Source organism: Flavobacterium sp., assembly GCF_046155325.1.
In the GTDB taxonomy this organism is placed as follows: Bacteria; Bacteroidota; Bacteroidia; order Flavobacteriales; family Flavobacteriaceae; genus Flavobacterium.
The window spans coordinates 17,000-30,621 of the sequence record NZ_JBJXDQ010000163.1 but is presented as its reverse complement, the minus strand read 5'-3'; the positions used below and the strand labels follow the sequence as shown (position 1 = coordinate 30,621).

Here is a 13,622-nt window from a genome sequence, read left to right as displayed (position 1 = left end):
TAAACATCATTTTTGTCATGTTGAATATGGAAGTTTTGAATTTTTAATGTTTTCCACTTCGTTGGGTGGCTGTGAACACGCAGCGGTAAATAATTTACATAACCGCGCCCGGCAAAGTTGCATGGTTCTGGATAAAAATGGATTAAGAGAATTTATTCACGTTTATTTCGAGTAATAGTGAATAATCAAGACAAAATGTTTGATATTCTACATAACTTAAATGATATTTCGTTAAAGATACAATCAATTATCAATGAGTAAATTAATTTTATCTTTGTTCGACTATTCTGGAAATTGGGTTTCGGAATATAAAAAAGACCCAATTTATCAAGTTATTCAAATTGATATAAAATTAAACCAAAAGCCTAACGATATTTTTGATATAGATGAAAAATATTTAGATAGTATTAAACCTGTTTATGGAATATTAGCCGCGCCACCTTGCACGGCATTTTCCGGGGCCGGAGCAAGATGGTGGAAAAGACAAGATGAAGATGGAACCACGCGAGAATGTTGTTTAATGGCTATCAAAACCTTAGAAATCATAGAATATTGTAAACCTAAATTTTTTGCCGTCGAAAATCCTGTCGGGCGATTAAATAAAATGATTCCAGAATTTGCTAAATATGGCCCAAGATATTTTCAGCCATTTTTTTATGGCGAAAAATATTCTAAAAAAACAGGATTGTGGGGTAAATTTAATTTTCCAGAACCAACTAATATGGTAGAACCAGAAGGAAATCGCCCCGGACAACCTAATTCTTGGTATTCTAAAGTTGGAGGAAAATCAGAAAAAACTAAAGAATATCGGTCTATGACTCCGCGCGGATTTGCAGAAGCATTTTATAATTGTAATAAATAAATTATGTTAGAATTAAATAAACTTTATTGCGAAAATTGTTTAGATACTATGGCTAAAATGCCAGATAATTTTTGCGACCTAACTGTAACTTCGCCAGTTTATGATAATTTAAGGGATTATAATGGTTATTCATTTGAATTTGAAAAAATTGCTCAAGAACTATATAGAGTTACTAAAAAGGGAGGAATGGTAACATGGATAGTAAACGACCAATATATTAAAGGTTCTAGAAGCTTGACTTCATTTAAACAGGCTATATATTTCAAAGAACAATGCGGTTTTAATATTCACGACGTAATGATCTATCAAAAATCTGGATTTAATTTTCCGGCTAACAACAGATACCACCAAGTCTATGAATTCATCCATGTTTTATCTAAAGGAAAACCTAAAACTTTTAATCCTATAATGGACAAAAAAAATGCTTATCCGGGGCAAAAAGCACATGGAAAACATCGCGGGGCGAATGAAAATGATTGTGTGGATATGTCTAAAATTGTTAAAGCTAAACCCGCCGGGGAATATGGAAAAAGATATAATGTTTGGTATGTAAAAGTCGGGGGCGGACACGTTGCCGCCGAAAAAATAGCCCATAAACATCCAGCAATTTTTCCCGAATCTTTGGCCGGGGATTTAATTACTTCTTTTTCTAATCCGGGGGACTTGGTGTACGATCCGTTCGTGGGCAGCGGGACTAGCGCAAAAATGGCTAAAATTCTAAATAGAAATTATATTGGTTGTGATTTGAGCCAAGAGTATATAGATATAGCGAATGAAAGAATTAATGGAATTTTAATATAATGGAAATAAACAAAATTTATAATAATAATTGTTTGGAGTTTTTACCAACCATTGAAGATAAATCAATAAATTCTTGTATTACTAGTCCGCCGTACTACAAACAAAAAAATTATAAGTCGGTTAATCAGCTTGGACAAGAAAAAAGCGTTGACGAGTATTTGAATAATTTACTCTTGACATTTACCGAAATATCTAGAATATTAAAAGACGATGGAACTTGTTTTATTAATTTAGGGGATGTTTATATTAATAAATGTCTACAAAGACTACCGTTTAAATTAGCAGATTTGCTTTGTGATAACCTTGGGTGGACATTAAGAAATATTATAATTTGGCACAAACCAAGATGTATCCCTAATAGCACTAAAGATTCTTTTACGGTTGATTATGAGCCGGTATTATTTTTTTCTAAGTATAAAAATTACTACTTTGAACAACAGTTCGATCCCCATACTAATGCCTATACAATAGATTGTATAAAAAAAGCGGCATTACTACCGCCCGATCACCAATCTTCTTATGATATTTTTAATAAAGAAAAACGACACGAAAACAAATCAAATAACAAACTGTCTCGCGGAGACTTAGGTAAAAGAATGAATCCTCTCGGAAGAAACAAAAGAAGCGTATGGAAAATTAATCCGGCGGATTCATCTTTAAAACATATCGCTATGTTTCCAGAAGAATTGATTATTCCCTTTGTAAAAGGTGGTTGTCCCCCAAATTGGAACAATAATTGACCCTTTTATGGGAAGCGGCACTGTCGGAGTTGTATGTAAAAAGTTAAATAGAAATTATATTGGAGTAGAAATTAATCCAGAATATTGTCAAATTGCTGAAAATAGAATTCAAGAAATTTTACTATAAATGAAATATAAAATATTGACCCTTTGTGCGGGTGGAAATGTTCGTAGCGTCGGTTTACGATATTTACTCCATTATAAATATGGGCACGAAGTTTTGGCTTGTGGTCAGGATGCCAATAATTTAGAAACTATAGAAATGTTATGTAATTGGGCGGACTATGTTATTCCTGTAACTCAAGAGTATGCAAAATTTGTTCCGGTAGAATATAGTAATAAAATAATTGTTTATGAAATTGGAGAAGATAGATTTGGTTACGCTTTTCATCCAGAATTAATACAAATATGTGATAATTTTATTATTAAACACGGAAAATTTAATAAACCTGAATAAACATGGGGTGCAAACCTAATAATCCATTTTCGCAAAATGAAATAACATTCACCGACCACGATCATAAATATGTGGATAAAAATGGCAATGTTTTGATTTCGGTAAGTCAATTATTATCTAAATATTCTGAAAAATTTGATCCCAACGGTCATATTTTACGCGCTTGTGCCAAACGCGACGGCATCCACCCCAATGAATTACAAAAAAAATGGAATAAAAAACGTGATGATGCCTGTGATTTGGGAACGAGAGTCCACGAACAATTAGAATATTTATTTTTAAATAATCAGGTGGATGAATCCGCCCCGGACAAAGATATTATTCAACAATTTTCTAAAATCGAATTCAATGGAACTGTTTTTCCTGAAATTCTAGTATTTTCCCATGAAATCGGGCTGGCCGGACAATCAGATATTGCTGTTTATAATAAAAAAGATCATTCTGTAGCAATTCAAGATTTAAAAACAAATGCTGAAATTTATACCAAAAAAGTCTATAAAAATCTTTTATATCCATTAAATCATATAAATGATACAAAAATAGATAAATATTCTCTACAAATTTCATTGTATTGTTATTTATTAGAAATCAAAGGTTTCAAAATCCGGGAAGATGAATTATGTTTGTATTGGATAAATCCCGAAAGAAAAGTAGAAATTATTCCTATAAAATATTTGAAAAAAGATGTTAAAAAACTGATTAAACATTATACTGAGCCAGCGTTCTAAACTTTTTTGGAAACTTTTTCTGAAAAACGGTATATAGAATAGTGTAAAGATTATAAACCGCCCTGTGGTGTAAAAGTAGCACGAAACTCTCATAAGGTTTAGACCGCCGAGCATTCCGGCGCGGGGCAAGATTTCAATTAAAATTTTTGAAAATTCGTTAAATTCGCCGCGAAGATTCAAAATTAAACTAAACAAAGGCGATAATTAAAAATAAACTAAATAAAACTAAAATAAATGAATAAAATACATAAAAATAAAGACATAGTAACGGTATCTGACAAAGTATTAAACCCTTTTGCCAGCTTATTTGATTTTTGGCCGACAAAATTTAATTCTTGGTTTGATTTTGATTTTGATCCAGTAGGAATCAGAGTCGGCGGAAACGACGATAAAGTGTCCGTCGAATTTGATACTCCGGGGTTTGCCAAAGAAGAAATTAAGGTAACGATACATGAACAACATAGTAATTCATTAAGTTCTGGAAAAGTATACAATACATTAAAAGTTGAATGTAAAAACGCCAAAAGATCAGCATTTTTTAGTTCAACTATTCCTTATACTGCCAATCCCGAAATTTCTGATGTAAAATTAGAAAACGGGGTTTTAACCGTTACTTTTGCTCGCGCCGAGGATTCCAAACCGCGAGTATTAGAAATCAAATAAAATAAATAATTTACCGACAAAGCCTCTACTTAAAATACGCTCAAATTAGTCGGGCCGACACATGGGCACTTTTCTTCGGAAAAGTAGTCGTTAAAAGTTGTGTGACGCCACGGAGAGACGTGGAAACAGATTCCGCCGAGTTTTAAGTAATCGGCGGTTTTTTATTTTACTCTGATTTTCCAAAATTCTCAATTCAACCCCTAACTTTTCAGGTATATAGAATTACAAGAACAGGATTGTAAGACCATAACAGTATGATTATCAACAAAAGCGACATTTCTGACAAAAAAATACAAAAATTAATTGAATTTTGCACACCTTCAAAAAACTTTAAATTGTGTGATATAACCTTTAAAAATACAAAATCATATCCATACGCCGGGGAATTTTACTATGGTGGATGGCAAAAACCATATATTATTTTAAGATTTGATTATTCTAATAAAGACTGGTATCCAATTAAATTTAATTTAAGATCGGATAAAATTTTGAGAACCGGATATGCAGGAAAATATAATTTCGATGATTTTTGGCAAATGGCGGTTTTTACTTTAAGACACGAGATGGAACATCTAAAACAATATCGTGAAAATCCACAATGGTTATATCATGATTTAAAAAAATGTGAAAAGTTGGCTGATGCAACGGCCCTACGAAGATTAAATAAATATAAAAAATTAAAAGCCGCCGGACTTGATCCTTTAAAATAATTTTTATGAACAAAAGAGAAATTAAATTCAAAATTTGGGATTTAGAAAACAAAGAATGGGTCCGGCAAGATGATTTTGCTGAATGGGGCGACTCAGAAAATACTTTGGACGGGATTTTTGAGGAAACTAAAAATGTTGAATTTTGTCAATTTACCGGATTACAAGACAAAAATGGGAGGGAAATTTACGAAGGAGATATTATTTATTATATTTTATCTACAAACCCTTTAATTGAAGGTAAGGCTAAAATAACTTGGTATAATTTTGGGTGGGAAATGACAGAATTAAATGATGAAGGATCAAATCCTTTACTTAAATTAGAAAATATTGAAATCATTGGTAGTATATTTGAAAATCCTGAATTACTAGATAAATAAAAATATTAACCAAAATATGCTAGAAATTATAAAAAAAGATTTATTCGAGTGTGAATGCGATGGGATTGCACATCAAATAAAAATCTCACTCGATTTCGATGGTGTTTTAGGCCGAACAATGTCCACGGTTTGCGATATAATGAATATTTTGAAAGGTGAAAATCATACGCATAAAAATATCATTACATGGGATTACTGGCAAAATTTAGGTCATAACGATCAATTTAACAGAATTTTAGATTATTTTGATCGAGAGGGGAGATTAATGATAAAACCTTATGACGAACATATTTTTAATGCTCTATGGGAGATTAGTAATTTGAATTACCAAATTCATATAGTTACGGCTAATAGTAAATCTGCCGAAAAATCAATTTGGGACTGGATAATATATAATTATGGGGTAGGTAAAAACGAATCATTTCATTGTCCAATCTCTTCAGTAAATTGTCTTGGTAGAGTTTCAGCTACAGATAAACTAAATCTAGATTATTCTATTTATATAGATGATTCTCCACATTTGGCCGAAGAAGCTAAAAACCATGCAAATAAATTTATTTTATTAGCCAATGCGACCTGGAATAAAAATATTAAAGACTCTAATAATGTCAAAAGGTTTGAATCTTGGAAAGAAGTCCCCGGATTAATAAAATCCTTGACAACTGAAAATTCTCTGCTAAACTCATAAATATGAACGATTTTTTAAAACAAAATAATTCATTTCCTCTTGAAGACTCCGTGGATAAAATCCCCATTGAAGATTTGAGAAGATATTATTGTGAAAATTTACGAGATCAATCTGACGATGACACAGAAATCCGAGAATTAGCCGCGCGGGTTTTACCAGAATTTGACGTAGAAGGTGATTCTTATGGAGTTCCGGGGATTACCGAGATTGTAGAATCTCTTGTTTTGATGATTGAAAATTTAAAAAAATAAAAATTATATGCCCGAACATTACGACCCTGCAAATCCAACCCATAAAAGTTATAAGTCTATGATGGAAGGTTTAGGAAAAAAATCTCAACCCGTTGATAAAATTGAAGAACCTTGGCCTTTATCAAAAGATAGTTATGTCCCGCCGAGAAATGCTTTGCCGCCGCCTCCGCCGCCAGAAAATAATAAAGAGGAAATAAGAAAATTTGAGTCCGGGGCTATTCGAGATTCTGAAAACGGAAAAGAAGATTATATTGAAACAATTAGCTGGATTGCATTTCGCCGTTATGCTCAATACATGACAAAATGCAAGGAAAAATACGGCGCGGGTAACTTCAAAAAATCTATACCAATTGATTCTTATGAGTGTAGTTTAGTGCGTCATTTACAAAAATATTTAGCCAATAAATATGAAAGTCAAGATATAGAAAAAGAATCTTGTCATTTATGCGCCATGTTATTTAACATCTTTGGGATTTTACACGAAGAAGAAACCGCGAAAATTCGCGCGGTTCAACAAAAATAATCCTTGACAACTTCAAATTCTATGTTAGAGTATAGGTAGAAAAACAAAAAAATGTTATACCTACAAAATTTATCAATCAAAGAAAAAATTTATTTAACCGAATTGGCTAATACTCTCGTAAATCCGCCGATTTCGCCGGACACTTTAAATAGCTTAAAACCCGGAGTTTTGCAACACGCCCTAACATCTTTACCAAACCTAGATAGTCGCAAAGTAAAAATTCTAAACAAAATCCTTGACAAGATCAATTACTATGGTATTCTAAAAGAAGGAGAATTGGCCCCCGCCAAGATTTTCCTAGAAAATAAACAAGAAGAAAATAAATAATATGGTTACTAAAATAAAAGATTTAATAAAAGATAATACCGTTCAATTTTTAGAATATAGAAAAGGAATTTTGTGGTATTATATCGACAAACCCTTGGAATCCGGCGAGTTTTTTATCAAAAAATATAAATTTCCGGCCCCGCTTGAAGATTGCGGCGATGCCACCTTCCCGGCGGTGGACAAAGCAATATATTTTATGAGATATATTAACAAGGCAATAAAAGAAGGAACATTAGCTAATTTTTAATGAACAAAAACAATAATAAAGAATTTTGGGATTGGTATGATAAAGAGTCCCTCGAATTTAATTATGGGTCATTAGATCAACACGAATGGGCTAAAAAAGGATGGAATGCCGCGCGGGATAAAATAATTCATATTTTAGAATCTAATATAAAATATGGTTGTGTAGATCAATATGGAAACTCAACCGATGTAATTAAATCATTGGTTATAGAAGAAATAGAAAAATTACAATGTTAACAATAAATTATTTATCTATATTAATATTAATTTGCATGTTTTTTTCTGAAAAAAAAATTTATTTCCCTTTTTGACTATGGGCCGGGATTATTGTATTGGTGTTTTTAAAATAAAAAATTAACAAATTATTTTTATGGGAGGAATGGCATTTAAACAAAAATATAACATCGAATCAGTTCGATTACCTGCGACAGATTATTTTAAAATTTCTAGTTATTTAACATGGAAATTAGAAAAATTCTTTGAAAAAGTCGTTTTAATTCCTGCGTTCACTGACAAAAAAGATTTTGGCGATGCTGATTTATTGGTAGCAAATCCGCGCGAAAATCACGAACCCGTAACAATTCAACTACAAAAAATCTTTAATTTGGATGAAAATGAGATTATTCAGAATTCCAACATTTATAGCTGCTTAATTCAAAAATTTCAAGTTGATGTTATTTTAACAAATAGTAAATTTTTTTATTCCAGTCTTGATTATTTTTCGTTTTCCCCGTTGGGTAATTTAATGGGGAAATTGGCACACAAGTTTTCTGCGCGACTAGGGTTCGATGGTCTTTCTTACATGTTGCGGGACGATCAAAATGTTTATAAACTTGGAACACTTGCAGTTTCTCAAGATTATGAAAAAATTTGTAAGTTTTTGAAACTGGATTGGGTTTCTAGGAAAAGAGGATTTACTACGGAGCAACAAATTTTTGACTGGATAATCAACTCAGAATATTTTGATGCTAGAATTTTTGCTTACGAAAACATGACGCATATTGCAAAGGTAAGGGATCGTAAGCGTCCCGACTACGCAAGATTTCTAAAATATATTGAAAAATTTAAAAATAAAGTTTACGATTTTCCATTAAAATCTGATGCAGTTAAACTTCTTAATGAATTTTTTCCTGAAAGTAATTTAATTGGTCAAATTCAAGAATTAAAAGACAAGGAAATCAAACGAAAAGAAAATGCGGCAAAATTCAACGGGGATTTAGTTCGTGACTGGTGCCCCGGACTCGAAGGTAAAGAATTAGGTAAAGTTTTATCTGAATTTAAATTTCATCGCGGCGCGTGTAGTGATGCTCGGACGTTCGAGGATTACCTCCAAATGTATCCTGCCGAGAAAATAAAATCTGATTTTTTCGCGTGGATTAAGGAATTTAAGGTATATAGTATGTCAGAGATTAATTCCTAACCCCCATTACAATTCTCAAGTTCAACTCTTAGAAAACAAAATATGATGTCAATTGCAAACCAAAAAGAACAAGACCCAAAAAAATCATTATTAGTAACAATAGAATTAACAAAAACAAAACTTAAATATTTTAATTTTTGTCTTGCTGCTATTATCGAGTATGAAGGTGTTCATTTAGAAGATAAAATAAAAACAGAAGATAATCATACTTTTACAGTATTTTTTGAAAAATATAATAATGGAGAACTATTTTTTAATATGATTTCTAATGGTAATATAAAAGTTTCTAAACAAGAAAATTAAGTTATTAAAAATATGAAATATAATTCAGAACAAAATCAGGCGGCGCAAGCAGAAGTCAACACAAAACTTCAAGAGCTTAAAGAATCTTTACCAGAAAGGTTAAAAACTGGAATGGATAAAATTCAAGAAGTTACGAAATACTGCGAAGATAATGGAATTCCCATCATTGTATTTGCTAAATTTACGTCCAGCGGATTCCACCAATGGAATAGCATGACGGAGTTAGAAACAGATAATATGGACAGATATTCCCCGGATTATCCAAAGAAATCTTGGAATTTAATGGGTCAAGCATGTTTTTCTATGTTAACTTTTACCGCCCAAAATTACGGAGTTCGCGTCCGCGCATTTAATAAAATGGAAAAATATTTAATGTTTGATTCTGATCCAGATATTTTAGAAGATGAAAAAAGTTAAAAATAAAGAAACAATTATAAATTTTATTTCAAAAAAAGATAACCCGGATGGTTCCGCCGATTTTACTTTTAGTTATGGTAAAAAATTTATTGAATGGTTTAAGTTTGAAAAGCCGGATGTCCGCGCAACGAAAAAAAATCTTTCTAATTTTATTATAGAGATTTTGACAAGAGGAATTAAAAATCTTAAATAATATGAAATTTTCTGAAATCAAATATTGCAACCGAGACATAGTTAATTTAATAAAATTTAATACCGCGATTTTAACCAACGAGGACGAAAAAGATTTATATATTGAATTAAATATTCATAAAAATTATGTTGAGGCAAAAGTAAGAAAAATTGACAAACAAGATTTATTAATTGATAATGAAAATTTAGTTAATTAAAAAATATATAAAAAAATGAGTAATAATTTAGGTGAGAATCTCACCCGTTACACCTACAAAAAGAAAACCTTTTGTTTTAGTGATTCGGAAACAGAAAGTTTAAATCTTTTTTACTCTCGCCCTTGGAGTTTCGCGTGGATTACTTGTCATGGAGATCAAATAATAGAAAAACATAATAGATTTCTATGGTTTAACGACCTAAAAGTATCCGCCGATGCCGCGCGGATTACTGGTTTCAATTTTCAAGAATACAAAGACAAAGCTGAAGACCCTGCCAAAGTCCTCAAAGAACTATCAGAACGATTGTACGACCCCTCTACGATCAATGTAATGCACAATGGATTATCCTTTGACGCATACCAAATCAATAACTGGCGGAGAAGTTTGGGATTAAAACCTGATTATTCATTTTTAAATCATTTTGTGGATACGAATTGTGTCGCCAAATTGATCAAATTAAATATGCAAGTTCAAGAACCACTTTTAAATCAAATGTATAAATTATCTAGTTTTGTACAAAAAGGGTTAAAAACATCCTTAACTACTTTATCCAAACAATATGGTTTTGAAGTTGATGAATCTCAATTTCATGGAGCCTTATATGATTCAGAAATAACTAGACAAATATTTTTTAAACAAATTTGGGAATGTGAATTAGCAATTTAATTATGTTAATTATTACCAATAAAAAACGAACATTTAATTGCGCCCGGCCCTCCCGCCTCGGCAACCCCTATGTTATTGGAAAAGACGGGACTCGCGCGGAAGTGATCGAAAAATATAAAATCTGGCTGGACGAACAAATTAAAAATAAAATCCGGGCGTTTGTTACGCCTAGCATTTATCCAGCCTTGGAAAAATTACAAGATGAGGAAATGATCTGCGAGCCGATTTTACCGGGAATAGCAGAACCGGCGGACCAATATATTTCGCCATCTACTAAAAATTATCAAAAATCTTGGGCCAATGTAGATAATTGGGCTGTTAATGATAGTTTTTATGAACTTTGTAAAAATATAAAATCAAATTCTAATAATTTAAAATACGATCCGGTCGGTTATTCATCAGAATCCTACGCTCCTAAAAAATCTAAAGAAAAAGATTCCGCCCGGAAAGGTCATAAATTAACTTCAATGTTCAGAAGTTAAAAGTATATAATATTTCATGGTAACTCCTATTTTTTCAACAGATATGTCGTTTGGCGGCGGCTCGATTTTAACAGTTGCCGAGCCGGAAGATGAAATAAATGAAAATAAACCAATATCTGTTTTTTCTATAGCCAAAAAATATGGCCTAAAAGATATTTTCATAGCCGATAAGACTTTAAGCGGTTTGGTTGAAAGCTATAATATTTGTGAGAAAAACAATCTTAATTTAAGGGTTGGGTATAAAGTTATTTGTTGTAATAATATAAAAGATAAAAGTGAACAATCTTTTAGTTCAGAACATAAAATAATTATATGGCTAAATCATAGTGATGGATATAAAAACTTTATCAAATTAGTATCTAAAATTCAAACCGACGGATTTTATTATATTCCCCGCGCGGACTGTAATTTATTAAAAGAATTTTGGAGCGAGCATCTTTCTATCTCTATACCGTTTTACGATTCTTTTCTACATAAAAATACTTTGGAATTTGGTCAATGTTTACCCGACTTTCCTGCTAGACCTACTTTCTTTTTAGAATCCAATGATTTACCATTTAATGAAATATTAAGACAAAAAGTTTTAGATTATACTAAAAATGAAAATTGTGAAGTTTTAGAAACTAAATCAGTTTATTATTACAAAGAAGAAGATTATAAAGCTTATTTAACTAATAAATGTATAAATAATAGATCAACTTTAGATAAACCTGAATTTAGACACAATTGTTCTAACACATTCTCTTTTGAATCCGCGCGGAATCTCGGTCTAGATACATCCAATTCCAGTAAATTTACCCAATCATTTAGCAAGTTGGAACTACCGTTTTTTGGTATCCGATTACCACATATACAAGTAGAAGATAGAATTAAAGAAAAAATTGGAGTTTCTAAAGAATCTAGTAATTATACTCTATTAAAATCCTTATGCCGAGAAGGATTTTTGAAGCGTAAAGCCGCCGGGCAAATCAAAGAGGAGGAAATCGAATGGTATAGAAATCAGTGCGTCCACGAATTAAAAACATTAAAAACCTTGGGGTTTGTAGATTATATCTTGATCGTTTGGGATATGGTAAATTTTTGTCTGGAAAATAATATTCCAATTGGTAGAGGGAGAGGAAGCGCCGCCGGAAGTTCAGTTTTGTATTTATTAGGAATTACTGATATTCCAGTAAAACGTCATGGATTATTATTTGAAAGATTTCTTTCAGCGGATCGGGCGGCTACAATCGAAAAGAATGGAATTCAGTACCTCCAAGACAGCCCCGATGTCGATCAAGACATATCAAGAAATCAAAGATATAAAGTTGTAGATTATTTAAACAAAAAGTATCCCGGTCAGACTTCTAAAATTATAAACATTTCTACTTTACAGGGAAAAGTTCTAATTAAAGAGGTTGCGAAATGCGTAGACAATTGTGAGCAGTCTGAACTTAATTTAATTACCAATTTAATTCCTGTAGAATTTGGAAACGTAGCAGATATTGAGAGGGTTTATAAGGAAATTCCAGAATTTAAAGAATGGTGTGATAAATATCCAGAAAGTTATAAAATTAGTTTAAAACTGCGCGGATTAGCGAAAAATAAATCAATTCACGCTTCGGGTTATCTTGTTACTCATTGCAATATTGATGAATTTATTCCTACCGAGTTAACCGCCGATAAACAATTGGTTAGTTCGTTTGATATGTATTCCGCCGGAACTATTGCTGTTAAATTAGATTTATTAGGATTAAAAACTTTGGATATTTTAGATGGGGCCAGTAAATTATGCGGAATAGATTTTGTCAAAATAAATATTGACGATCCAAGTATTTATCAATATTTATGCAATCCAGCCGCGCCTTTTATGGGAATTTTTCAGGCAGAAGAAGGCTTAGGAGAAAAGACTTTAAGAAGGATTAAACCTAATAATATTGATAATATTATTGACTCAATTGCGATTGGTAGACCCGGCGCATTTAGATATACTGATGATTATTGCGACTTCAAAGAAGGAGTTAAATTTCCTAAAATTGATCCTCGCGTAGAAGATATTCTTGGGCCGACCGGAGGACTTTTACTGTATCAAGAACAATTACAGTCTTTAAGTGTTAGAATGGGCGGATTTACTGCGGTTGAATCTGGCGGAATTAGAAAAGCCGTTGGTAAAAAAATTAAAGAAAAAATGCTCTCATATAAAGAAAAATTTATAAAAGGAAGCTTAGAGAATAAATATAGTAAGGAATATATTGATGATATTTGGCAAACATTCGAGAATAGTGCGGATTATTCATTTAATAAATGTTTATCTCCTGATACTGTCGTAGAAACGTCCGCCGGATTCAAGATGATGTTTGAATGCGAGCGCGGGGAAAAGATAAAAGCATTTAATACCGAAAATGAACAGGATCATTTTGTTGAAATCGAAGAAATTTACGAAAACGAAGTAGAACTTTATGAAGTTGAATTGAAAGACGGGCGCAAAATTAAAGCATCATTAAAACATAAATTCCTCTGTGAAGATATGAAAATGCACGCTCTAGAAAAAATAATTAAGAAAAAACTGAGAATTATCACGGATTAATTATAA

23 protein-coding genes are annotated in these 13,622 nt (G+C 31.8%); all 23 read left to right on the top strand.

The window, feature by feature from the left end; all coding sequences use genetic code 11:
- The first annotated feature begins 253 nt into the window (after positions 1 to 253).
- The 23 genes from ACKVOD_RS11470 (at position 254) to ACKVOD_RS11360 (ending at position 13,616) form a co-directional block, all read left to right on the top strand.
- A complete protein-coding gene (locus ACKVOD_RS11470; protein ID WP_409209607.1) occupies positions 254 to 862 on the top strand; it encodes a DNA cytosine methyltransferase in 609 nt (202 codons plus the stop codon).
- Between the two features lie 3 nt (positions 863 to 865).
- Entirely contained in the window at positions 866 to 1,663 is a 798-nt protein-coding gene (locus tag ACKVOD_RS11465; protein ID WP_409209606.1) for a DNA-methyltransferase, read from the top strand.
- Entirely contained in the window at positions 1,663 to 2,403 is a 741-nt protein-coding gene (locus ACKVOD_RS11460; RefSeq protein WP_409209605.1) for a DNA-methyltransferase, read from the top strand. The genes ACKVOD_RS11465 and ACKVOD_RS11460 overlap by 1 nt, the downstream gene beginning before the upstream one ends.
- 7 nt (positions 2,404 to 2,410) lie before the next feature.
- Positions 2,411 to 2,530, top strand: a complete 120-nt coding sequence (locus ACKVOD_RS11455) for a DNA methyltransferase (protein ID WP_409209604.1) — start codon at positions 2,411 to 2,413, stop codon at positions 2,528 to 2,530.
- The gene (locus tag ACKVOD_RS11450; protein ID WP_409209603.1) at positions 2,531 to 2,860 is read left to right on the top strand and encodes a hypothetical protein; all 330 of its coding nucleotides are present in this window, start codon (positions 2,531 to 2,533) and stop codon (positions 2,858 to 2,860) included.
- Positions 2,861 to 2,862: 2 nt separating this feature from the next.
- The gene (locus tag ACKVOD_RS11445; protein ID WP_409209602.1) at positions 2,863 to 3,588 is read left to right on the top strand and encodes a hypothetical protein; all 726 of its coding nucleotides are present in this window, start codon (positions 2,863 to 2,865) and stop codon (positions 3,586 to 3,588) included.
- 234 nt (positions 3,589 to 3,822) lie between these two features.
- Positions 3,823 to 4,251 (top strand): Hsp20/alpha crystallin family protein, encoded by a 429-nt coding sequence (locus ACKVOD_RS11440; RefSeq protein WP_409209601.1) that lies wholly within the window; start codon positions 3,823 to 3,825, stop codon positions 4,249 to 4,251.
- Between the two features lie 254 nt (positions 4,252 to 4,505).
- The gene (locus ACKVOD_RS11435; protein WP_409209600.1) at positions 4,506 to 4,961 is read left to right on the top strand and encodes a hypothetical protein; all 456 of its coding nucleotides are present in this window, start codon (positions 4,506 to 4,508) and stop codon (positions 4,959 to 4,961) included.
- Positions 4,962 to 4,966: 5 nt separating this feature from the next.
- Positions 4,967 to 5,338 carry a YopX family protein gene (locus ACKVOD_RS11430; protein ID WP_409209599.1) on the top strand — a complete coding sequence of 124 codons (372 nt, stop codon included), beginning with the start codon at positions 4,967 to 4,969 and terminating at the stop codon, positions 5,336 to 5,338.
- Positions 5,339 to 5,354: 16 nt separating this feature from the next.
- Positions 5,355 to 6,026, top strand: a complete 672-nt coding sequence (locus tag ACKVOD_RS11425; RefSeq protein WP_409209598.1) for a 5' nucleotidase, NT5C type — start codon at positions 5,355 to 5,357, stop codon at positions 6,024 to 6,026.
- A 2-nt stretch (positions 6,027 to 6,028) separates the two neighbouring features.
- Positions 6,029 to 6,277, top strand: a complete 249-nt coding sequence (locus tag ACKVOD_RS11420) for a hypothetical protein (protein WP_409209597.1) — start codon at positions 6,029 to 6,031, stop codon at positions 6,275 to 6,277.
- A gap of 7 nt (positions 6,278 to 6,284) precedes the next feature.
- The gene (locus ACKVOD_RS11415) at positions 6,285 to 6,800 is read left to right on the top strand and encodes a dATP/dGTP diphosphohydrolase domain-containing protein (protein ID WP_409209596.1); all 516 of its coding nucleotides are present in this window, start codon (positions 6,285 to 6,287) and stop codon (positions 6,798 to 6,800) included.
- Between the two features lie 51 nt (positions 6,801 to 6,851).
- Positions 6,852 to 7,127 carry a hypothetical protein gene (locus ACKVOD_RS11410; protein ID WP_409209595.1) on the top strand — a complete coding sequence of 92 codons (276 nt, stop codon included), beginning with the start codon at positions 6,852 to 6,854 and terminating at the stop codon, positions 7,125 to 7,127.
- A gap of 1 nt (position 7,128) precedes the next feature.
- Positions 7,129 to 7,374: a hypothetical protein gene (locus ACKVOD_RS11405; RefSeq protein WP_409209594.1), complete on the top strand. Its 246-nt coding sequence runs from the start codon at positions 7,129 to 7,131 to the stop codon at positions 7,372 to 7,374.
- Positions 7,374 to 7,610 (top strand): hypothetical protein, encoded by a 237-nt coding sequence (locus ACKVOD_RS11400; RefSeq protein WP_409209593.1) that lies wholly within the window; start codon positions 7,374 to 7,376, stop codon positions 7,608 to 7,610. Before ACKVOD_RS11405 ends, ACKVOD_RS11400 begins: the two co-directional genes overlap by 1 nt.
- 133 nt (positions 7,611 to 7,743) lie before the next feature.
- A complete protein-coding gene (locus tag ACKVOD_RS11395; RefSeq protein ID WP_409209592.1) occupies positions 7,744 to 8,793 on the top strand; it encodes a hypothetical protein in 1,050 nt (349 codons plus the stop codon).
- 42 nt (positions 8,794 to 8,835) lie between these two features.
- Positions 8,836 to 9,096 (top strand): hypothetical protein, encoded by a 261-nt coding sequence (locus ACKVOD_RS11390; protein ID WP_409209591.1) that lies wholly within the window; start codon positions 8,836 to 8,838, stop codon positions 9,094 to 9,096.
- Positions 9,097 to 9,108: 12 nt separating this feature from the next.
- Entirely contained in the window at positions 9,109 to 9,513 is a 405-nt protein-coding gene (locus ACKVOD_RS11385; protein WP_409209590.1) for a hypothetical protein, read from the top strand.
- Positions 9,500 to 9,706, top strand: a complete 207-nt coding sequence (locus ACKVOD_RS11380; RefSeq protein ID WP_409209589.1) for a hypothetical protein — start codon at positions 9,500 to 9,502, stop codon at positions 9,704 to 9,706. Before ACKVOD_RS11385 ends, ACKVOD_RS11380 begins: the two co-directional genes overlap by 14 nt.
- Position 9,707: 1 nt before the next feature.
- Positions 9,708 to 9,902, top strand: a complete 195-nt coding sequence (locus ACKVOD_RS11375; protein WP_409209588.1) for a hypothetical protein — start codon at positions 9,708 to 9,710, stop codon at positions 9,900 to 9,902.
- Between the two features lie 15 nt (positions 9,903 to 9,917).
- Positions 9,918 to 10,568 carry an exonuclease domain-containing protein gene (locus tag ACKVOD_RS11370; RefSeq protein ID WP_409209587.1) on the top strand — a complete coding sequence of 217 codons (651 nt, stop codon included), beginning with the start codon at positions 9,918 to 9,920 and terminating at the stop codon, positions 10,566 to 10,568.
- Between the two features lie 2 nt (positions 10,569 to 10,570).
- Positions 10,571 to 11,050 (top strand): DUF4326 domain-containing protein, encoded by a 480-nt coding sequence (locus tag ACKVOD_RS11365; RefSeq protein ID WP_409209586.1) that lies wholly within the window; start codon positions 10,571 to 10,573, stop codon positions 11,048 to 11,050.
- Positions 11,051 to 11,066: 16 nt separating this feature from the next.
- Complete coding sequence (locus ACKVOD_RS11360) at positions 11,067 to 13,616, top strand: PHP domain-containing protein (RefSeq protein ID WP_409209585.1); 2,550 nt, start codon at positions 11,067 to 11,069, stop codon at positions 13,614 to 13,616.
- Positions 13,617 to 13,622: the final 6 nt, after the last annotated feature.